Origin of the sequence: Pseudomonas capeferrum, assembly GCF_013523055.1 — a bacterium.
In the GTDB taxonomy this organism is placed as follows: domain Bacteria; phylum Pseudomonadota; class Gammaproteobacteria; order Pseudomonadales; family Pseudomonadaceae; genus Aquipseudomonas; species Aquipseudomonas capeferrum_A.
Map to the genome: position 1 here is coordinate 57,967 of NZ_JAAMQM010000023.1, position 21,148 is coordinate 79,114.

17 protein-coding genes are annotated in these 21,148 nt (G+C 62.3%); 9 read left to right on the plus strand and 8 right to left on the minus strand.

The features are described 5' to 3' along the window. Positions 1-17: 17 nt before the first annotated feature. From G7009_RS22745 to G7009_RS22755, 3 genes are read left to right on the plus strand one after another with little or no spacing between them, the layout of a single operon-like run. A complete protein-coding gene (locus G7009_RS22745; RefSeq protein WP_181132351.1) occupies positions 18-305 on the plus strand; it encodes an iron transporter in 288 nt (95 codons plus the stop codon). Further along, the gene (locus tag G7009_RS22750; protein WP_181132352.1) at positions 302-1,834 is read left to right on the plus strand and encodes a PepSY-associated TM helix domain-containing protein; all 1,533 of its coding nucleotides are present in this window, start codon (positions 302-304) and stop codon (positions 1,832-1,834) included. The genes G7009_RS22745 and G7009_RS22750 overlap by 4 nt, the downstream gene beginning before the upstream one ends. Beyond that, positions 1,831-2,172, plus strand: coding sequence for a DUF3325 domain-containing protein (locus tag G7009_RS22755; RefSeq protein WP_181132353.1), 342 nt, complete (start codon positions 1,831-1,833; stop codon positions 2,170-2,172). Before G7009_RS22750 ends, G7009_RS22755 begins: the two co-directional genes overlap by 4 nt. 36 nt (positions 2,173-2,208) lie before the next feature. Here the strand turns inward: G7009_RS22755 and G7009_RS22760 are convergent, their stop codons facing one another. From G7009_RS22760 to gloB, 7 genes are all read right to left on the minus strand, one after another. Next, entirely contained in the window at positions 2,209-3,828 is a 1,620-nt protein-coding gene (locus G7009_RS22760) for an ABC transporter ATP-binding protein (protein ID WP_181132354.1), read from the minus strand. A 1-nt stretch (position 3,829) separates the two neighbouring features. Next, complete coding sequence (locus G7009_RS22765; RefSeq protein WP_181132355.1) at positions 3,830-4,849, minus strand: ABC transporter permease; 1,020 nt, start codon at positions 4,847-4,849, stop codon at positions 3,830-3,832. 1 nt (position 4,850) lies between these two features. Next, a complete protein-coding gene (locus G7009_RS22770; RefSeq protein ID WP_181132356.1) occupies positions 4,851-5,924 on the minus strand; it encodes a microcin C ABC transporter permease YejB in 1,074 nt (357 codons plus the stop codon). A gap of 1 nt (position 5,925) precedes the next feature. Further along, positions 5,926-7,764 carry an extracellular solute-binding protein gene (locus tag G7009_RS22775; protein WP_181132357.1) on the minus strand — a complete coding sequence of 613 codons (1,839 nt, stop codon included), beginning with the start codon at positions 7,762-7,764 and terminating at the stop codon, positions 5,926-5,928. Then, on the minus strand, positions 7,761-9,593 hold the full coding sequence (locus tag G7009_RS22780; RefSeq protein ID WP_181132358.1) for an extracellular solute-binding protein: 1,833 nt from the start codon (positions 9,591-9,593) through the stop codon (positions 7,761-7,763). Before G7009_RS22780 ends, G7009_RS22775 begins: the two co-directional genes overlap by 4 nt. Before the next feature lie 111 nt (positions 9,594-9,704). Next, entirely contained in the window at positions 9,705-11,138 is a 1,434-nt protein-coding gene (locus G7009_RS22785; protein ID WP_181132359.1) for a lytic transglycosylase domain-containing protein, read from the minus strand. 99 nt (positions 11,139-11,237) lie between these two features. Continuing rightward, entirely contained in the window at positions 11,238-12,017 is a 780-nt protein-coding gene (gloB, locus tag G7009_RS22790; protein WP_181132360.1) for a hydroxyacylglutathione hydrolase, read from the minus strand. An 86-nt stretch (positions 12,018-12,103) separates the two neighbouring features. Between gloB and G7009_RS22795 the strand changes: the two genes are divergently transcribed. From G7009_RS22795 to dnaQ, 3 genes are read left to right on the plus strand one after another with little or no spacing between them, the layout of a single operon-like run. Continuing rightward, positions 12,104-12,862 carry a methyltransferase domain-containing protein gene (locus G7009_RS22795; RefSeq protein WP_181132361.1) on the plus strand — a complete coding sequence of 253 codons (759 nt, stop codon included), beginning with the start codon at positions 12,104-12,106 and terminating at the stop codon, positions 12,860-12,862. Between the two features lie 44 nt (positions 12,863-12,906). Beyond that, positions 12,907-13,353 carry a ribonuclease HI gene (rnhA, locus tag G7009_RS22800; RefSeq protein WP_181132362.1) on the plus strand — a complete coding sequence of 149 codons (447 nt, stop codon included), beginning with the start codon at positions 12,907-12,909 and terminating at the stop codon, positions 13,351-13,353. A 46-nt stretch (positions 13,354-13,399) separates the two neighbouring features. Continuing rightward, complete coding sequence (gene dnaQ / locus G7009_RS22805) at positions 13,400-14,149, plus strand: DNA polymerase III subunit epsilon (protein WP_181132363.1); 750 nt, start codon at positions 13,400-13,402, stop codon at positions 14,147-14,149. Between the two features lie 88 nt (positions 14,150-14,237). Here the strand turns inward: dnaQ and G7009_RS22810 are convergent, their stop codons facing one another. Further along, positions 14,238-14,456, minus strand: a complete 219-nt coding sequence (locus G7009_RS22810; RefSeq protein WP_181132364.1) for a hypothetical protein — start codon at positions 14,454-14,456, stop codon at positions 14,238-14,240. A gap of 152 nt (positions 14,457-14,608) precedes the next feature. Here G7009_RS22810 and G7009_RS22815 point away from each other — a divergent pair, with 152 nt between their 5' ends. From G7009_RS22815 to G7009_RS22825, 3 genes are all read left to right on the plus strand, one after another. Next, positions 14,609-15,166 carry an NADPH-dependent FMN reductase gene (locus G7009_RS22815; RefSeq protein ID WP_181132365.1) on the plus strand — a complete coding sequence of 186 codons (558 nt, stop codon included), beginning with the start codon at positions 14,609-14,611 and terminating at the stop codon, positions 15,164-15,166. A 160-nt stretch (positions 15,167-15,326) separates the two neighbouring features. Then, complete coding sequence (locus tag G7009_RS22820; protein ID WP_181132366.1) at positions 15,327-16,346, plus strand: AraC family transcriptional regulator; 1,020 nt, start codon at positions 15,327-15,329, stop codon at positions 16,344-16,346. A gap of 85 nt (positions 16,347-16,431) precedes the next feature. Then, positions 16,432-20,940, plus strand: coding sequence for an NEL-type E3 ubiquitin ligase domain-containing protein (locus G7009_RS22825; protein ID WP_181132367.1), 4,509 nt, complete (start codon positions 16,432-16,434; stop codon positions 20,938-20,940). The last annotated feature ends 208 nt before the right edge of the window (positions 20,941-21,148 follow it).

The window sequence follows — 21,148 nt, forward strand, 5'->3', positions numbered from 1 at the left end:
CTCGAGGAGTCATTCGAATGAGCAAGACCCCTGCCTGGCTGGCGATCCTTTCGCGCAGCGCGGCGGCTCTCCTGGGCGGCTACGCCTTCAGCTACGCGGTGACCGCGTTCCTGGCCAGGGTCCTGCCCCTGGCTGCCGGTGATGCGGTGATCGTCTCGACGTTGCTGGCCTTCGCCTTCTACACCGGCGTCATTCTCTGGGCCTTCGCCACCCGCGATGCCTGGCGGGCGTGGATACCCATGGTCCTGGCCGGGCCGTTGGCACTGGTCGGTTTCTGGCCGCAGGCGATGGAGTGGCTGAAATGAAGAACACCTTCACCCAGTCCATGTCCTGGCTGCATACCTGGGCGGGCCTGATCTTCGGCTGGCTGCTGTTCGCCATCTTCGTCACCGGCACCCTGGCGGTCTTCGACAAGGAAATCGATCATTGGATGCACCCGGAGATCCCCACCACCGGGGTAAACCAGGCCGAGGCAGCGCAGCGCGCCATCGCCTACCTGCAGCAACATGAGCCCACGGCCGGCAACTGGGGCATCAGCCTGCCCACCGAGCGTTCCCCCGGGTTGCGGGTATCCACCGGGGATCGCCGTCACGGCAAGAGCGTGCAGCTCGATCCACGCACGGGCGAGGTCCTGGAGGTGCGCGAGAGCGTCGGTGGCAATTTCTTCTTCCGCTTCCACTTCACCCTGAACCTGCCGCGCAACTGGGGGATCTGGGTGGTTGGTGCGCTGGCCCTGGTGATGCTGGCGGGCCTGGTCACCGGCATCGTGATCCACAAGAAGATCTTCAGGGAGTTCTTCACCTTCCGCCCGAACAAGGGTCAGCGCTCCTGGCTGGATTTTCATAACGCCAGTGCGGTACTGCTGCTGCCGTTCCACCTGATGATCACCTACACCGGCCTGGTGATCTTCATGTTGATCTATATCCCGGCGGCGGTGGACGCTCTGTTCGAAGGCGACACTCGCGCCTATTTCCAGTCCCAGGGCCATGGCGGGCCGCCCCCGTTCAGGCAACTGATCAAGCAGCCAGGCCAGCTGACCGATGTGGTGCCCTTGCTGGCCCAGGCACAGGCCCGGGTGGGCAATATCGCCGGCGTGAGTATCCGCAACCCCAATACGGCCGGCGCGCGCATCGAGGTCCGTCCGGAGCTGGGCTACCGCATCGCCCTGACCAAGGGTCAGGCCATGACGTTCGACGGCGTCAGTGGCGAGCTGCTCGGCGATGTTCCCGAATTCCGTCCGGCGCCGCTGACCCAGCGGGTAATGGCCGGCCTGCATTTCGCGCAGTTCGGTGGCTATGGCATGCGCTGGTTGTATTTCCTCTGCGGACTGATCAGTTGCGCGATGATCGCCAGTGGCCTGGTACTGTTCTGCGTCAAGCGCAGCCGCAAGTATGCACACGCCACGGCCGAGCGCTCGGCGCGACGCTGGTACCGCCTGGCGGAGGTCTTCAACGTCGCCTTCGTCGCCGGTTTGCTGGTGGCCTGCATCGGGCTGTTCTGGGCCAGTCGTCTGCTGCCGACGGAACTGGCCCAGCGTGAAGCCTGGGAAGTGCGAGCGTTCTTCGGGGCATGGCTGTTGACCCTGCTGCATGCCGGGGTGCGGCCCGCCCAGCGCGCCTGGGTCGAGCAGCTGGGTCTGGCGGCGCTGCTCTGCGCGGGACTGGGACTGCTGGGCGCACTCACCGAGCTGGCCGACCGTACGCGTATCCTGCTTGAAGTCAGCGGCCTGGTGCTGGGCCTGCTGCTAGCCATCGCGGCCTGGCGCGTGGCCACACGCGTAGAGGCGCCAGCCAGGTCGAGAAGCCGCGGCAAGGTTTTGGAGGTGAATCCATGATGATGTTCATCGGCGGTGTCCTGTGCGCCTATGGCGGCATGCTCGGACTCTGCCAGGGACTGGAACGACATTACAAACAGGTCTGGGGCAAGCCTTGCGCACCTTGGCGAAGTCGTGTCCTGCGCGGGCTGGGCTGGGTCGGACTGGTGGCGAGCCTGTTGCTGTGCGTGCAGGCCTGGGGCTGGGCCATGGGGCCGGTGGCGTGGTTCGGCGCGATGTCCCTGGCCGGGCTGGCGCTGGTGATGCTGCTGCCCTACTGGCCGCGATTGGCCGTCAGCTTGGCGGTTGCGTTGCCAGTATGGGGTGCGGTGTCGCTCTCGCCCCTTGCGGTGGGGTAGTGCGCCGGGCGGCAGCGAGCGCCCGGCGTTGCCGTATCATGACGGTACGCGGGCCACGTCGGATTCGAGGAAGGCCGCCTCCAGCAACTGCCGGGTATATTCGTGTTTCGGAGCCTGGAAAATCGCCTGGGCATCCCCCTGTTCGACCACATGACCATGCCTGATCACCATCATCTGATGGCTCAACGCCTTGACCACCGCCAGGTCATGGCTGATGAAAAGGTAGGTGAGGTTGTATTTGAGCTGCAGGGAACGCAGCAGCTCGACCACCTGACGCTGCACCGTGCGGTCGAGGGCCGAGGTCGGCTCGTCGAGCAGGATCAGCGCCGGCTTGAGCACCAGCGCGCGGGCGATGGCGATGCGCTGGCGCTGGCCCCCGGAGAATTCATGGGGATAGCGATGGCGAGTCCGCGGATCCAGGCCCACTTCTTCCAGCGCGGCGATGATCGCCATTTCCTGCTCGGCGGCCGTGCCGATGCTATGAATGCGCAGGCCTTCGCCGACGATCTCGGCTACCGACATACGTGGGCTCAGGCTGCCGAACGGATCCTGGAAGACCACCTGCATCTGCCGGCGCAATGGACGTACCGCCTTCTGGTCGAGCCCTTCCAGGGACTGACCTTGGAAGCGGATCGCGCCGGTGCTGGAAATCAGCCGCAGGATGGCCAGCCCGAGGGTGGACTTGCCTGAGCCGCTCTCGCCGACGATGCCCAGGGTCTGACCCTGAGGCAGGCTGAAGTTGATGCCATCCACCGCCTTGACGTGATCGACGGTACGCCGCAACAGGCCCTTGCGGATGGGGAACCAGACGCGCAGGTCATCCACCTCCAGCAGCGGCGCGCCTATCGGGTTGTCGGCGGGCGACCCGGTGGGTTCCGCGCCGATGAGCATCTGCGTGTAGGGATGTTGGGGGGCGCTGAACAGGCTGGCGCAGTCGGCCTGTTCGACGATCTGCCCGCGTTGCATCACGCAGACCCGATGAGCGATACGCCGCACCAGGTTGAGGTCATGGCTGATCAGCAGCAAGGCCATGCCCAGGCGGGCCTGGAGTTCCTTGAGCAGTTCGAGAATCTTCAGCTGGACCGTGACGTCGAGCGCGGTGGTCGGCTCGTCGGCGATCAGCAGTTCCGGTTCGTTGGCCAGGGCCATGGCGATCATCACCCGTTGTCGTTGCCCACCGGACAGCTCATGGGGCAGGGCCTTGAGGCGCTTGTGCGGTTCGGGGATGCCGACCAACTCCAGCAGTTCGAGGGTGCGCGCGGTCGCCTGCTTGCCGGTCAGGCCCTTGTGCAGCAGGAGAATCTCGTTGATCTGCTTTTCGATCGTGTGCAGCGGATTGAGCGAGGTCATCGGCTCCTGGAAGATCATGGCGATGCGGTTGCCACGAATGCGCTGCATGGGCCGTTCGCCAAGCTGTAGCAGGTCCTGTCCTTCATAGCGGATGCTACCGCTGGGATGGCGCGCCAGAGGGTAGGGCAGCAGGCGCAGGATCGAGTGCGCGGTGACCGACTTACCGGAACCGCTCTCGCCGACCAGGGCCAGTGTCTCGCCCTTGCGGATGTCGAAGCTGATGCCTTCGACCACGCGCTGCACCTGCTCGCCGGTGACGAACTCGACCGCCAGGTCGCGGACTTCGATCAGATTGGGGTTGTTCATCTCACTTCCTCGGGTCGAAGGCGTCGCGGGCGGATTCGCCGATGAATACCAGCAGGCTCAGCATCAGGGCGAGCACGGCGAAGGCGCTGATGCCCAGCCAGGGCGCCTGCAGGTTGGACTTGCCCTGGGCAACCAGCTCGCCCAGTGATGGAGCACCGGGCGGCAGGCCGAAACCGAGGAAGTCCAGGGCGGTCAGGGTGCCGATGGCGCCGGTGAGGATGAACGGCATGAAAGTCATGGTCGAGATCATCGCGTTGGGCAGGATATGCCGGTACATGATCGCGCCGTTGCGCATGCCCAGGGCGCGTGCGGCGCGCACGTACTCGAGGTTGCGCCCGCGCAGGAACTCGGCGCGCACCACATCGACCAGGCTCATCCAGGAAAACAGCAGCATGATGCCCAGCAACCACCAGAAGTTGGGCTGCACGAAACTGGCGAGAATGATCAGCAGGTAGAGTACCGGCAAGCCCGACCAGATCTCCAGAAAACGCTGGCCTGCCAGGTCGACCCAGCCGCCGTAGAAGCCTTGTAGCGCGCCCGCGATGACCCCGATGATGGAACTGAGCACCGTCAGCGTGAGGGCGAACAGCACCGACACGCGGAAGCCGTAGATCACCCGCGCCATGACATCGCGGCCCTGGTCATCGGTCCCCAGCCAGTTCTCCGCCGACGGCGGCGCCGGGGCGGGAACCTTGAGGTCGTAGTTGATGCTCTGGTAGCTGAACGGGATCGGTGCCCAGAGCACCCAGCTCTGCTTGGCCGCGAGCAGTTCGCGGATGTACGGGCTCTTGTAGTTGGCTTCGAGGGGGAATTCGCCTCCGAAGGCGGTTTCCGGGTAGCGCTTGAGCGCCGGGAAATACCACTCTCCGTCGTAGCGTACGGCCAGCGGCTTGTCGTTGGCGATCAGCTCGGCGCCCAGGCTCAGGCCGAACAGGATCAGGAACAGCCAGAGTGACCACCAGCCGCGGCGGTTGGCCTTGAAACGCTCGAAGCGTCGTCGATTCAGGGGGGACAAAGCCATTTCAATGCTCCCGGCTGGCGAAGTCGATACGCGGATCGACCAGGGTATAGGTCAGGTCGCCGATCAGCTTCACCACCAGCCCCAGCAGGGTGAAGATGAACAGGGTGCCGAAGACCACCGGGTAATCGCGGTTGATGGCCGCCTCGAAACTCATCAGGCCGAGACCATCCAGGGAAAAGATCACTTCGATCAGCAACGAGCCGGTGAAGAAGATACCAATGAACGCCGATGGGAAACCGGCGATGACCAGCAGCATGGCGTTGCGGAAGACATGACCGTAGAGGACTCGGGATCGGCTCAAGCCCTTGGCCTTGGCGGTAACCACGTACTGCTTGTTGATTTCGTCGAGGAAGCTGTTCTTGGTCAGCAAGGTCATGGTGGCGAAGTTGCCGATGACCAGGGCGGTGATCGGTAGCACCAGGTGCCAGAAGTAATCGAGGATCTTGCCCGTGGTGCTCAGCTCGTCGAAGTTGTTGGAGGTCAGCCCACGCAAGGGGAACCAGTCGAAGTAGCTGCCCCCGGCGAACAGCACGATGAGCAGGATGGCGAAGAGGAACGCCGGGATGGCATAGCCGACGATGATCGCCGAGCTGGTCCAGACGTCGAAGTGACTGCCATGGCGCACCGCCTTGGCGATTCCCAGCGGGATCGACACCAGGTACATGATCAGGGTGCTCCACAGCCCCAATGAGATCGACACCGGCATCTTCTCGACGATCAGGTCGAGGACCTTGGCGTCGCGGAAGAAACTGTCGCCGAAGTCGAGTCGGGCGTAGTTCTTGATCATGATCCACAGGCGTTCCGGGGCCGGCTTGTCGAAACCGTACATGCGCTCGATTTCCGCGATCAGTGCCGGATCCAGGCCTTGGGCGCCCCGGTAGCTGGAGCCGGCGACCGACACCTCGGCGCCCCCACCGGCGATGCGGCTGGTGGCGCCGTCGAAGCCCTCCAGCTTGGCGATCATCTGGTCCACCGGTCCGCCAGGCGCGGCTTGGACGATGATGAAGTTGATGATCAGGATGCCCAGGAGGGTGGGAATGATCAGCAGCAGGCGGCGCAGGATATAGGCAAGCATGTCAGTGCGCCTCGTCCTTGACCGAATCGCTCGCATCCCCTGGCTGCGGTATCGTCGGGCTCACGTCGGGTTTGATCCACCAGGTATTGATGCCGATATCGTACTTGGGCGACACCTCGGGATGGCCGATATGGTTCCAGTACGCCACGCGCCAGGTCTTGATGTGCCAGTTGGGAATGACGTAGTAGCCCCATAGCAGCACGCGGTCCAGGGCACGGGTATGGGCGATCAGGCTTTGCCGCGAATCGGCGTTGATCAGACTATCGACCAGGCTGTCGATCGCCGGGTCGCGCAGCCCGATGAAATTCCGGCTGCCTGGGTTGTCGGCGCTGCTGCTCGACCAGTATTCACGTTGTTCGTTGCCCGGTGAGCTGGACTGCGGAAAGCCGGCGACCAGCATGTCGAAGTCGCGCGAACGCAGGCGGTTGATGTACTGGGACGTGTCGACACGGCGGATGTTGAGCTCGATGCCTAGGTCGGCCAGGTTGCGCTTGAAAGGCAGCAGGACCCGTTCGAATTCGGTCTGCACCAACATGAATTCCAGGGATACCGGTTTGCCCTGGGTGTCGACCATCTTGTCGTCGACGATCTTCCAGCCAGCGGCCTGCAGCAGTTTGTAGGCCTTGCGTTGCTGCTCGCGGATCATGCCGCTGCCATCGCTCACCGGGTTGGCGAAGGCCTGGGTGAATACCTGCTCCGGTACTTGGCCACGCAGGGGCTCGAGAATCTTCAGCTCGTCAGCGCCGGGAAGACCGCGGGCGGCCATCTCGGAGTTCTCGAAGTAGCTGCCGGTGCGGGTGTAGGCCCCGTTGAACAGCTGCCTGTTGGTCCATTCGTAATCCAGCAGCAGGCTCAGCGCTTCGCGGACCCGTACATCCTGGAAGATCGGTCGACGCAGGTTGTAGACGAAACCCTGCATGCCGGTGGGGTTGCCGTTAGGCAGCTCTTCGCGGACCAGGCGTCCCTCGCGTACCGGCGGCACGTCGTAGGCGGTAGCCCAGTTCTTCGCGGTTCGTTCCTCCCAATAGTCGAACTGCCCGGCCTTGAGTGCTTCCAACGCGACGGTATTGTCGCGATACGAATCGTAGGTCATCTGGTCGAAGTTGTACTGACCGCGGTTGATCGGCAGATCCTTGGCCCAATAGTCCTTGACCCGCTCGTAGCGAATCGAGCGCCCGGGCTTCACGTCGGCTACCCGGTAGGGGCCACTGCCCAGCGGGATCTCCAGGTTGCCACGGGTAAATTCGCGGCCTTGCCACCAGTGCTTGGGGAGCACCGGCAGTTGTCCGAGAATCAGCGGCAGTTCGCGGTTGTTCTTGTGCTTGAACTTGAAAAGCACCTGCAGGGGCTGCTCGGCGATCACTTCGGCGACGTCCGCGTAATAGGCGCGGTAGAGCGGGGCACCGTCCTTCATCAGGGTATTGAAGGTGAATACCACGTCTTCGGCGCGGATCGGGTGGCCATCATGGAAGCGTGCTTGCGGGCGCAGGTAGAAGCGCACCCAGCCATTGTCCGGGGCTTTTTCGATCTTGCCGGCAACCAGGCCGTATTCGGTGAAGGGTTCGTCCAGACTTTGACGCATCAAGGTGTCGTAGATCGCGCTGATGTCTTCGGCCGCTACCCCTTTGTTGATGAAGGGGTTGAGGCTATCGAAGCCGCCGAAGCTGGACTGGCGGAAGGTTCCGCCCTTGGGGGCGTCCGGGTTGACGTAGGCGAAGTGCTTGAAGTCGGCCGGGTACTTGGGCGGCTCGTCGTACAGGGTCAATGCATGTTTTGGCGTGGCCAGCGCGCACGTGCTCAGGCAGGCGAGCAGCAGGCCGCCGACGATCTTTGACATCATTGGGCTTTCTCCGAAGTCTTGAGCCACCAGCTGTTCAGGCCCAGGGTGTAGGGCGGCGTGGTGACGAAGGCGAACCGGTTGCGGTAGGCCAGGCGATGATTGTCGAGATACCAGTTGGGAATCATGTAGTAGTGCCAGGACAGCACGCGATCGATGGCGCGTGCCGCGGCGACCTGGTCATCCCGAGTACGGGCCGCGAGCAGGGTATCGAGCAGGTGATCGATCACCGGGTCCTGAACACCGGCGTAGTTCTTGCTGCCCTTGATCCCGGCTTGGCTGGAATGGAAGTACAACCACTGCTCCAGCCCTGGGCTGAGCGTCTGGCCCATGGTCATCAGGATCATGTCGAAGTCGAACTGGTCCAGCCGCTGTTTGTACTGGGCGCGGTCAACCGTGCGCAGCTGCGCCTGGATGCCGATGCTGGCGAGATTCTCGACGTAGGGTTGCAGAATGCGCTCGAGGTTGGGATTGACCAGCAGCAATTCCATCTGCAAGGGCTGGCCCTGGCTGTCGACCAGGCGCTGACCCTGGAGCTTCCAGCCCGCGTCGGCGAGCAGGCCCAGGACCTGGCGCAGGGTCTGGCGGCTGATGCCGCGGCCGTCGGTGTGACTGACCTGATAGGGTTCGGTGAATAACCGGGCAGGTAGCTGGTCGCGGTAGGGCGTCAAGAGCAGCCACTCCTTGCCAATCGGCAGGCCGCTGGCGGCGAACTCGCTGTTCGGATAGTAGCTGGTCGAGCGCCGATAGGCGCCGCTGAACAGGGCGCGATTGGTCCACTCGAAGTCGAGCATCAGGCCCAGGGCCTGACGTACCCGGGGATCGCTGAACGGGGCTCGCCGGCTGTTCATGAACAGGCCCTGGGTCTGGGTCGGGATGCGGTGCGCGATCTGCGCCTTGATCACCTCGCCCCGACGAACCGCGGGAAAGTTGTAGCCGTTGGCCCAATTCTTCGCCTGATGCTCGATATAGATGTCGAATTCGCCTGCCTTGAACGCTTCGAAAGCGACTGTGGCATCGCGATAGAACTCATACTCGACCCGGTCATAGTTGTACTTGCCGCGGTTGACCGCCAGATTCTTGCCCCAGTAGTTCTTCACTCGCTGGAAAATCAGGCTGCGGCCTGGCTTTACCTGGGTAATCCGGTAGGGGCCGCTGCCCAGTGGTGGTTCGAAGGTCGTCGCCTTGAAGTCACGCCCTTGCCAGTAGTGCTTGGGCAGTACCGGCATCTCGCCCAGGCGCAGGATCAGCAGCGGATTACCCGCGCGCTTGAAGACGAAACGGATGCGCAGGGGACCCAGGATATCGACCCGCTGCACTTCCTGCAGGTTGGTGCGGTAGCTCGGATGGCCGTCCTTGAGCAATGTGCGGTAGGAAAAAGCCACATCGGCGGCGGTGATCGGTTTGCCGTCGTGGAATCGCGCTTCGGGACGCAGATTGAACACTACCCAGCTGCGGTCTTCGCTGTACTCCACCGAACGGGCGATCAGTCCGTAGCTGGAGGTCGGCTCGTCGCCAGAGGGGTCGTACTGGCCAGTGCCGACCATCAGCGGCTCGTTCAGCTCGCTGATGCCGTACTGAAGGAAATTCGGTGTGCTGACCGGGCTACTGCCCTTGAAGGTATAGGGGTTCAACGTATCGAAGGTGCCGAACGCCATGGCCCGCAAGGTACCGCCCTTGGGGGCCTGCGGGTTGACCCAGTCGAAATGGGTGAACGTGGCTGGGTACTTGAGCGTGCCGAACTGCGCGTAACCGTGGCTTTCGCTCACTGTCGCGCCCGCGGAAAAGCTCAAGGCCAGGCTGAATGACAGCAACAGGAGGGGACGTATCAAGTCAGAGATCCGATCCAGGCGGCTTGGGCTTTGGTCGGGCTACAGTAACAGCTTGTCTGGGATGGAAAAAGAGTACCGCGCAGGCGTCTTCGACGGCCCGCGCAGGAGAGATCAGCGGCCTACGTAGACGGTCAGGGTCTGCCCAGGCTTGAGGGCATGCCCACTGCGTGGGTTCCAGCGCTTGAGGTGCTTCATTTCGACGTTGAAACGCTTGGCCACCAGATACAGAGAGTCACCTTTGCGTACCTTGTATTGGGTGGAGCGCTGCTTGGCCGCGGCAACGCTGTCGGCACGCGCAGTGGACGCGCTGCCGCCGCGCAACGCCAGGACCTGACCGGCCTTGAGACGACTGCCAGGCAGGCGGTTCCAACGTTGCAGGTCTTTCACCGACACCCGGTTGGCGCGAGCGATGCTGGCAAGATTGTCGCCGCGCTTGACGCGGTAGCTGCGGGTGGCGCGCACCGGCGCGGCGGCTTCGGCCAGGGCCGCTTCGAATACGGCCTTGCGTGGCTGCAGGCTGAGCAGCTCCTCGGGCTTGAGGTTCGACAGGCTGTCGGACAGCAGCTGAGCCTTGGCGGTCGGCACCAGCAATTGCTTGGGCCCGTCCACGGTCATGTGCTTCTTGAATGCCGGGTTGAGCTGGATCAGTTCGTCTTCGTCGATACCGGAGAAGGCCGCCACGCGCGAAAGATCGAGCCGTTCGCTGATGGCCACCGCTTCGAAATAGGGTTCGTTGGGAATCGGGCTCAAGCTGACGCCATAGGCCTGCGGGGTCATGACCACCTGCGACAGGGCCAACAACTTGGGCACGTAGTTGCGGGTTTCCTGAGGCAGCGGCAGGTTCCAGAAATCCGTCGGCAGGCCGAGCTTTTCATTGCGCTCGATCGCGCGGCTCACGGTACCTTCACCCGCATTGTAGGCTGCCAGGGCCAGCAGCCAGTCGCCGTTGAACATGTCGTGCAGACGGCTGAGGTAGTCGAGCGCGGCGTTGGTCGACGCGGTAATGTCGCGGCGACCGTCGTAGAAGTTGGTCTGGCGCAGATTGAAGTAGCGCCCGGTCGAAGGGATGAACTGCCACAGGCCGACCGCGTGGGCATGCGAGTACGCCATCGGGTTGTAGGCGCTTTCAATGGCGGGCAGCAGGGCCAGTTCGAGCGGCATGTCACGTTCTTCAAGGCGCTCGACGATATAGTGCAGATAAAGACTGCCGCGCTCGCCCATCATGGTCAGGTTGGATGGATTGCTGGCAAACCACAGGCGCTGCTGCTCGATACGCGGGTTGACGTCGATTTCATGCTGCAGGGTAAAGCCCTGGCGCATGCGTTCCCAGACATCGGTGGGCGCCTGCTCGACAGGCTTTACCTGCACGGTCACCGGTTTGTGCTTGATCCGCACCTGTTGAGTGTGCGCGCGAACGCTGGCGGCTTCATCGACCGGACGGGTGCTCTGGCAGCCCACCAAGGTGGCGGCCAGGGCCAGCGCACTGACTTGCGCGAGGCGCATCAAGGCGACGGAATGAGCGGTTCTGCGGCTACGAAAAGGCATCGGCGGGGACAGGCTTCCGGACGAAAAGTGGGGCGATTCTAGGAACCGCCCCCCACCGGGTCAACCTTTAAGCGTTCGTTGCGATATATCTTGGGAAGCCTAGAACCTGTCCTTCCATCGGCGCAATGCAGCAAAAACGGCGTTCGGGCTGTCTAGGGCTGCGTCTTCCCGTTCGTCCACTTTTTGTTTAACGGATGTTTCAGAAGTACGAATGAAGGGATTGGTCAACCGCTCGAGAGCGATAGTTGATGGCAATGTGATGCGATTTTCACCGCGCAATCGGGTAACTTCAGCCAAACGTGCGGCGATGTCGGTATTTTCCGGTTCCACCGCCTGGGCGAAGCGCAGGTTGCTCATCGTATATTCGTGGGCACAATAGACCTGGGTATTGCCCGGCAACGCGGCGAGCCGCTCCAACGAAGCATGCATTTGCTCGGGAGTGCCCTCGAACAGTCGGCCGCAGCCGGCGGCGAACAGGGTATCGCCGCTGAACAGAACCGGAGTCGGTGTCTGCGCGGTGTAGAAGGCGATATGGCCCAGGGTATGGCCAGGCACGGCGAAGACATCGAAGGTAAGCCCCAGCACGGTGACCTGCCGCCCCCCGGCGAGCGCCAGGTCTCGCGCTGGTATGCGCTCGTTGGCCGGTCCGCTGACACGCGCCCCGGTCTCGTTGCGCAGGGCCTCGACCCCGCCGACATGGTCCTGGTGATGGTGGGTCACCAGAATGTCTTCCAGCGTCCATTGCGGGTGGTCCCGCAACCACTGTCGTACGGGCGCGGCGTCACCGGGATCGACCACCGCGCAACGGCGTTTGGCGGTATCCTGTAACAACCAGATGTAGTTATCCGAGAAAGCGGGGAGAGCATCGATCTGTATCATGGTGCGGATCCGAATCACCAAACGTGGCACATGTAGGCATCTTAGCCGCGATCAGACGCGCTGAGAAACCTCGCAGGGAGAACGCAATGACCGATCAAGCCTTCGCTCAGGCCGATCCCGAATGGCTGGAGCTGACACGCCTGGCTCGTGAGTGGTTCGGTGGGCCCCTCGGGCAACTGATGCTGCAGGAAGAACGCAAACTGCTCGAAGAGGAACTGGGACGCTATTTCGGTGGTTTCCTCGTGCATTACGGTCCCTGTGCGGAGGCTCCGGCGACAGCGCCGCAGGTACAGCGCAACGTGCGCCTGGGCGCGCCCTTGCCGGGCGTCGAGATCGTCTGCGAGGAACAGGCCTGGCCACTGGGCGAGCATGCCGCCGATGTGGTGGTGTTGCAGCATGGCCTGGATTTCAGCTTGTCACCCCACGGCCTGCTGCGCGAGGCGGCCAGCAGCGTACGCCCTGGCGGGCACCTGTTGATCGTCGGCATCAACCCCTGGAGCGGCTGGGGCGTGCGTCATCTGTTCGGCAAGGGTGCGTTGCGCAAGGCGCGTTGCATTTCGCCCTCGCGGGTCGGCGATTGGCTCAACCTGCTGGGTTTCGCGCTGGAGAAACGTCGCTTCGGGTGCTATCGTCCGCCGCTTGCCTCGCCAGCCTGGCAGCAGCGCCTGGCGGGCTGGGAGCGGGTGGCCGGTGGCTGGCAGAGCCTGGGCGGGGGCGTCTATCTGTTGGTAGCGCGCAAGATGGTGGTCGGTTTGCGGCCACTGCGCCAGCAACGGCGCGAGCCCATGGGCAAGCTGCTGCCCTTGCCGATGGCCAAGGTCAACCGTCGACCCAGCGAGCCCTGATCCGCGTCCCGCGATCGATAACCCTGAACAAACAAAGGCTGTGAATGAGCGATAGTGTCGAGATGTACACCGATGGTGCCTGCAAGGGCAATCCCGGTCCGGGCGGCTGGGGCGTGCTGATGGTGTGCAAAGGTGTCGAGAAGGAACTGTGGGGCGGCGAGCGTGAAACCACCAACAATCGCATGGAGCTGATGGCTGCCATCCAGGGACTGCAGGCGCTCAAGCGCGAATGCGAAGTGCTGCTGGTCACCGACTCCCAGTATGTGATGAAAGGCATCAATGAGTGGATGGTCAACTGGAAGAAGCGCGGATGGAAGACGGCCTCGAAGGAGCCGGTGAAAAACGCCGACCTGTGGCAGATCCTCGATCAGCAGGTAGGCCGACACAAGGTCACCTGGCAGTGGGTGCGCGGTCACATCGGCCATCCCGGCAACGAGCGCGCCGACCAGTTGGCCAATCGTGGTGTCGACGAGGTGCGCGGCCTGCGCTGAGCTGGTTTATACTTCGCGGCCTTGCAGAACTCGGAGACATCCCGACGTGGAACAGCAGAACAACAGGTCGGTCATCCTCGATACCGAAACCACCGGCATGCCGGTCAGCGACGGCCATCGGATCATCGAGATCGGCTGTGTCGAGCTCATCGGCCGACGCCTGACCGGGCGTCACTTCCATGTCTACCTGCAACCCGACCGGGAAAGTGACGAGGGTGCCATCGGCGTCCACGGCATCACCGACAGTTTCCTGATCGGCAAGCCGCGCTTCGCCGAGGTTGCCGAGGAGTTCTTCGAATTCATCCAGGGCGCCCAGCTCATTATCCACAACGCGGCGTTCGACGTTGGCTTCATCAATAACGAATTCGCCTTGATCGGCCAGCACGAGCGCGCCGACATTTCCCGCCACTGCACCATCCTCGATACCCTGATGATGGCCCGCTCCCGTCATCCGGGGCAGCGCAACAGCCTCGATGCCCTCTGCAAGCGCTACGGCATCGACAACTCAGGTCGTGAACTGCACGGCGCACTGCTCGACTCGGAACTGCTCGCAGATGTCTACCTGGCAATGACCGGGGGCCAGACCAGCCTGTCGCTGGCCGGTCATGGCAATGAAGGGGATGAGCAAGGGGAGGGCAACGATACGCAAATCCGGCGCCTGCCCGCCGATCGTCGGCCCGGCCGGATCATCCTCGCTTCACCACAAGAACTCGAACTCCATGCGGCGCGGCTCGAAGCGATCGCCAAGTCAGCCGGTGGCCCGGCGCTCTGGCAGACGCTCGTCGACGCTCGTTGAGGTAGCGGCACGCAGCCGCGCGGGCAGCTTTCACGCTGGTTCCACGCGACAAGCTTCCTCTGAAGGATGGCGCTTGTCGCGTGGGAGGTCAGGAAATGCGAATAATTTCCACACCAGTGCCTACAAGTTGAAAGCGATCCCCATCGAGGTGGGTAACTCGATCACCAATGGCCAACTTATATGTGGTCTTGGGTGGAGTGGAAGCGCTGCCGTCGGCCTCCAGCGTGGATTCCTGGAACTCATGAACGGGGTAGATGCGGCCTTCGGCATCTCGTGCATGAAATTGACCGACCAGTACTGCTGCCATTTAGCGTGAGACCTCTACAAAGGGTGGAATGCGTCTGCAGGCATAGACCACTAAGTTACCGGGGAAGTTTTGGGTCAAGGGAAAAAAACCAACAGGGCCGAGGAACGGTCTATAAAGATAAGGTCCTTTTACCCGCTAAGGAAGAAAAAGTCATGAGCCAAGTGTATTCGGTAGCTGTCATCGTCGGCAGCTTGCGCAAGGAATCCTACAATCGCAAGATGGCACATGCTCTCGCAGGACTGGCGCCATCGAGCCTCGAGCTGAAGATCATCGAGATCGGGGACCTGCCTTTGTATAACGAAGACATCGATGCCGAGCCGCCCCAGGCCTACACGCGGTTCCGTAATGCGGTCAAGAGCCAGGACGCGGTCCTGTTCGTGACGCCCGAATACAACCGCTCCGTGCCTGGTGTGCTGAAGAACGCCATCGACGTCGGCTCCCGGCCTTATGGAAACAGCGCATGGGCCGGCAAGCCCTGTGCCGTGATCAGTGTTTCGCCTGGCGCCATCGGTGGCTTCGGCGCGAACCATCATCTGCGTCAGTCATTGGTGTTTCTCGATATGCCGTGCATGCAGATGCCCGAGGCCTACATCGGTGGAGCGGCAGACCTGTTCGACAAGGCCGGCAAGCTCAATGAGAAGAGCCGACCCTTTCTACAAAGCTTCATTGACACATTCGCCGCCTGGGTCAAGTTGAACCGTTCTGTCTGACAGGACCAGTGCGAGGTATCGGAAGGGACGTTGCAATTGGGCCCTCCATCGTTCAGATTGTGGACCGTCGGTCTTGGCATCAACTCGCTGCTAAGCGCTTGCAGCGGTGCTGTCGCTGCGCCGGCCCCTCAGCAGCAGTCAATGGACCTCCACGATCGGAATGAGCGACAAGGACACCATCTCCATGCAGTTGGTGCGCGAAGCACTGTTGCAAAGCGCACCCGCCGATGCGCCGGACGCCGAACTGCTGGCCGGTGCTGGCATTGATGTGCGGCAGTTGCACCACCCCGAAGCGCGCGTCACCGCCAGCGCCTATGCCCATCTCTGGCGCGTGCTGGCCGTACGCTGCAACGATGAGTTCTTTGGCATGGATCCTCGGGGTTTGCGCAGCGGTAGTCTGGCTTTCCTGGCAAGGACGGCGATGGCCCAGCCTACCCTGGGCGCAGGTCTGGAGGTGGTGCTTGATTTTCTCGCATTGATGCTCGAAGACCTGCGACCGTCCCTGGTGCGTCGGCAGAGCCTTGCCGAAATCGTCATTGCCGAGCCTGTCCAGCAGCCACGGCGGGCGTTCACCTACTTCACGTTCTGGATGATCGTGCATGGCGTCGCCTGCTGGCTGGCAGGGCGACGTATCCCCATCCTGGCCATCGACCTGCGCTGCGTGGAACCGCTGTTCTGCGACGACTATCGGGTGATGTTCTCCGAAAACCTGCAATTCGAGCGTCCGAGCACGCGTTTGATCATGTCCGCGGAAGCGTTGGATGTCCCGATCAGGCGCAGTCATGAAGACTTGCAGCGTTTCCTGGCCGAAGCGCCTGGCAATATCTTGGTCAAGTATCGCGATCCCGCCAGCCTGGCGCGACGGATCCGCCAGTCCTTGCGTCAGCAAGATCCCGGTCAATGGCCGGATGCCGAGCACCTGGCGGCGTCATTGTGCCTGTCGGTCGCCACGTTGCGGCGTCGACTCGCCGAAGAGGGGCAGACTTACCAGGGCATCAAGGACAGTGTGCGACGGGAGCTGGCCATCGCGTGGTTGAACGATGTCAGACTGAGCATGGCTGAACTTGCCGAGCGCCTGGGCTTTGCTGACAGTAGCTCTTTCTACAAGGCCTTTCGCAAGTGGTTTGGCTGCAATCCCGGCCACTATCGGGCATTGATACTGCGGCGCGAAAGGGGGTGAATGACTCAGAGGGGCCATTTCCGTCTGTGGGTCCGATTGGAACTGATTCAAGTTAAGCGCCCGCCCACAGCGATGGACCCGTGCTATGACTCTCTACCGCGAAACCCTCTCTCTTGCTGCAGCCGCCAAGCTTGCCACCGCGACCGATGATTACATCCGCGAAATCCTGCCTGCGTGGCTGACCAATGCCCAGCCCCAGCAAATCAATCACCTGCGTGACAGCTTCAGAACATGGCGCGTGACGCAGAACAGGCTCAAAGCCGCCTTGGCGCCACTGCAACCGCTGACCGATTTCGCGCGGGACGCATTCGAGAAGGCAATGGCCGATACGCTGTCGCTTTCGCTTGACCTCGACCGTGTTCGCTGGCTTGAGGTAAGACGTCGCTTCAGCGTCTCTCCTGGCATCTCGCTGCCCATCGATGAGCAGGTCAACATCCGCTGGCCAGCTTTGCAGCGGTTGTTGCAGAACTTCCACGCCGATGCCTCGTTTTACCTGGGCACGGGTCTGGTCAGCGCCGACGAGAGGGAGACGGTTCATTACTCGGACGCAGGACGCGTCGCATCGTTGTGTCACCAGCTCGACGTTGGCCGACAGTACCAAGATCACTTGGCCGAGGTATTCAACGAGTCGACCCGGACACTGCTGGCGCAGGACCTGTATCAGAAACTGACGTTATCTGTCGAACTCGCCACCCTCAAAGGTGAGCTGGCGCGCAAGGACCTGGATCTGTTGCAACGTATGATAAAGAGGCTGCCGCTGGTCCACATGGACAGCACAAGCGTCGAGGTCAGGGGGTTGACGCTGTTGGATTGCCGAATCGACGGTGCACTGGTATTCGAACTCCAAGGGTCATGGGGGGCTCCAGGAGTGGGGGGTAATTCGCAAGGAATCACGGGCGTCATCATTTACCTGCCAGGTGATCCGCAACGGGTGTTCCGGCGTTTCGATTCCTGGCGGGCCGCTTCGATCGAGTTGGGACGCCGCGTACGCCAACCCGATTATCTCCAGTACATCAGCCAGCAGGTCGGCCTCAAGGATCGAGCACGCTTTCTCGCCACGGTGCGCATTCGACTGGGCGATGCGCGTCTGGATATGCAAGCCGCTAGCGAGAACATGCCTGCGGACATCTTTGCCACTCTGGCCGCTCGCCAGGTCGCCCGGATCCAGGCCGATGCGCGGTTCATCGCGGTTCCGTCCAGCGATGCCAATCAGGCCGCTTCGCAGGCACGCATGGCAGCGTTGGAAGGCGCAGGGCTGGTGCTGTTGAATCTCGCTGGGTTCTTCGTCCCTGCAATCAACGCCTTGTTGCTGAGTCAATTGGTCGTGAGTACCTTGGAGGAAGTCTTCGAAGGTGTCGCGGACTGGGCCCAAGGGCATGATCATGAGGCGCTCGAGCATATGCTGGGAGTAGCGGAGACTGTTGCTATCACGGCGGCGACCGCGGCGGGCGCAACCTTGGTTGCGCGAGGCTTCCAGAGCAGCGTCGAGGTCCAGCAAATGGCGCCCGTCAAGCTCGTGAGCGGCTCCCAGCGCCTTTACAAGTACGATCTGGCGGCTTATCGAGTGGCCTTACTTGTGCCTGGCGCGCGCTTGCAGGATAACGGGCTTTACGCCATGGAGGGGCGGTATTGGTGGCGAAACCAGGACGGCTTCTACGAAGTTCAAGAGGTGGATGGCAGCTGGCAGCTGCGCCATCCACAGCGCGAAGCAGGCTATCACCCGCGGCTCGAACATAATGGTGAACAAGGTTGGCGCCTAGTGCACGGGCGGCCCCTGGAATGGCAAGGGGGGCGTTTGCTGTTAGGCCATCTATGGCCCGAAGCGCATGGGTTCAGTGAAGCGCGCGTCGCCTCTATCCTAAAGGTGGCGCAGGTGGATGAAGACCAGTTGCGGGGTCTGGTGGTGGAAAATCGACGTTTGCCGGTCCAGTTGCGTGACACCCTGGAGCGGTTCGCCGTTGACGCGCGCATCGAGGCCTTTTTCCAGGAACTGGCGGCACAGAATGGCCATCCTGATGCCTCGCTTTACCAATGGTCTGTCAGGCATGCTGATCTCCAGGCACTGGAGCCCACTGAGCAACGGGAAGCGCTATTGGCCGCCCAGGCAACATTGCGTGTCGATCAGATGACGCATTTCTCCCAGCTTTACCTGCCTCAAGACGAACTACTGGCCTTGCTTCAGCGCGACTTTCCGGGGCTTCCCGATGCCTATGCTCTCGAGGTGTTGGCACAAGCTGGCGCCACGCAGCGCCAGGCGATGCTCGAACGATCACGTATCACGCTGGAAGTGGCGGAGCAGGCACGCATCGCATTGCGCACGGCCAGGGTGACGCGCATGCTCGAAGGCTTGTACCTGCGCAATGCTGTATCGGCCGAAACGGTCGAGCTGCTCTTTGCCCTGCTGTACCGGCAGGCGCAATGGCCCAGAACGGTCAATCTGGAACTGCGCGAGGGCAATGATGCAGGCAGGCTTCTTGCCCGTCTCTACCCCAGTGATGGCGGGAACGACGTGCAAATACTGGTATGCCGCAACGGACAGTTCGCCCTGTACGATCAACGTGGGCAAGCACTTGAGCTGGACATCGAGGAGCCGAGCGGGGTGCTTGATCTGCTTCTCGCCCTGCTACCCGAGGTGCATAGGCAGCGCTTGGGTTGGGCCGGCCCTGCGGGCGTAACGAAGATGCGCCATGACCTGCAACGCTGGATACCGCCAACGACCGGGCAACTGCTCAATCTCGTTGGTTGGCGGCAGGGTGCGCCTAGGTTTAACCCAGGCCAGCGTCTGGCAGATGGTCGGGTCGGCTACCTGCTGAGTGGGCGGGGAGGCGGTGCCACTGGGGCCGGCCGGACCCTGAGGGATCGAATTCGCATTTTGTACCCGGGTTTCAGTGGCGAAGAAGTGGAGCGTTACTTGCAGATCACACTGGAGCAAGCTGGCTCGCCCCATGGCAATCTGTTGCGCCAGGAGGAGGGCTATCGTGCCCTGGACAGGGCATTGCATAACTGGCAGAGGCAGGTTCCGCAGCCCAGCGGCGCAGCGATGCGTGTGCTGATCGCCAATCAGTTGCGTCGCGGTTGGCGCCTCATGGGCGATCGTGTGTGGGACGCCCACACTCGCGAATGGAGCATGCGCCTGAGCCTGGATAATATCGCGGTCGATAGTCTTCCGGAGCTACCGGAGGGCGCAGATTTCGCTCATATCACCGAGCTCTCCGTGACCAATCTCGGTCTGCGGCAGCTGCCTGCCAACTTCTTGCAATGTTTTCCGCTCTTGCGCCTGTTGGATATGAGCACGAACGCGCTGAGGGCGCTTCCCGAGCAAATCGCTGGCATGACTTTCCTGCATGAATTGCGGGCGAGTGCGAACCGTATCCGTATCACGGCTTCCACGCGACGCATCCTAGAGCGCTTGACTGGTTTGCAGGTCCTCGATCTCGATGGCAACCCGCTCGGCGACATCAGTCTGCGGCTTCCGCAGCCCTCGCACATCTGCAGGCTCTATATGCGAGACTGTTCGTTGCGCACGGTGCCCGAGGGCCTGGAGCACTGTGGCTTTCTTGCCCTGGCCGACCTGCGCGAAAACCGGATTACCGCCCTGCCAGAGGCGATCCTCAACGCGCCAGCACGTTTCCACCAGGCGTTGGAACTGGCGGGCAATAATCTGCCAGTGGCGGTCCGTGAGCGTTTGAACGCAACGCACGAAATGCTCCTGGAACAGGACACCACGCAGGAAAACGCAAGGCTGATGTGGTTGGACGGGCTTGAGGAAGCCGAACGTACGCATCGGGCCAAGCAATGGGATGCGGTACGCGCCGAGATGGGCAGCGATGATTTTTTCCAGTTGCTCGGGGAGTTGACGCAAAGCAGTGACTTTCGATTACAGCGGCAGGACTTGACCGGGCGCGTCTGGAGCATGCTCGACGCGGTGCACAGGGATGCGACACTGCGTCGAGAGCTGTTTTCCCTGGCCGGCAATCCACGTACCTGTGTTGATAGCGTCGCCTCCTGTTTCAGCGTTCTGGAGGTCCGACTTCATGTTGCCCAGGCACTTCACGGCAGCCTGCCGGGTCAGGCCCAGGCCATACGTTTGCGCGTCGCTCGCCGGCTCTTCCGTTTGGAGCAGGTCGAGCAGGTTGCCCGCGCGGATATCCTGGCGCGCCAGCAGGAGGGCCGTGACGTGGACGAAATCGAAGTGAGCCTGGCCTACCGTACCGGGCTTGCCACCCGGCTGGAGCTGCCGGGTCAGCCGCGGACAATGCAATTCCGGCTCATTGCCAACGTAACCGAAACAATGCTCGAGGACGCTGTGCGAGCGGTCGAGCAAGCCGAGGCAAGCCCCGCGCTGGCTCGATTCGTCAGCCAGCGTGACTTCTGGATCGAATACCTGCAGCAAACCCAAGCCGAGCTTTTCGCCAGCACCGAGCAGCCGTTCTGGGAGCAGTTGGAGGCATTGGACGAAGAGGAAGGCTTGCCGGAAGGAGAGTACCTGAGCCGGGCCAACACGCTGGCCAGTGCGCGGCAGGCTGCAATCGACGCACTGGTGTTGCGTCTGACCGAGGAGACGCTGGCGGTCCAGCCTGCTGGGGAGCATTGAACACCGCCATCCCGCGCGGCCAAACCGATCACCCGGATTGATGGATTTGGCCATTGCCCCGGCGCTTGCCCGGGGCGACTATCGTCAGACCAATGGTGCTACTCCACACAACAAGAAACCAGGAGTCTGACGATGTGCGCACGCGCCGTAATCGCCTCTGACCGCACGCTTTCCGAAACGAGAGCGGCACGCGGCAGCACTTCACCGC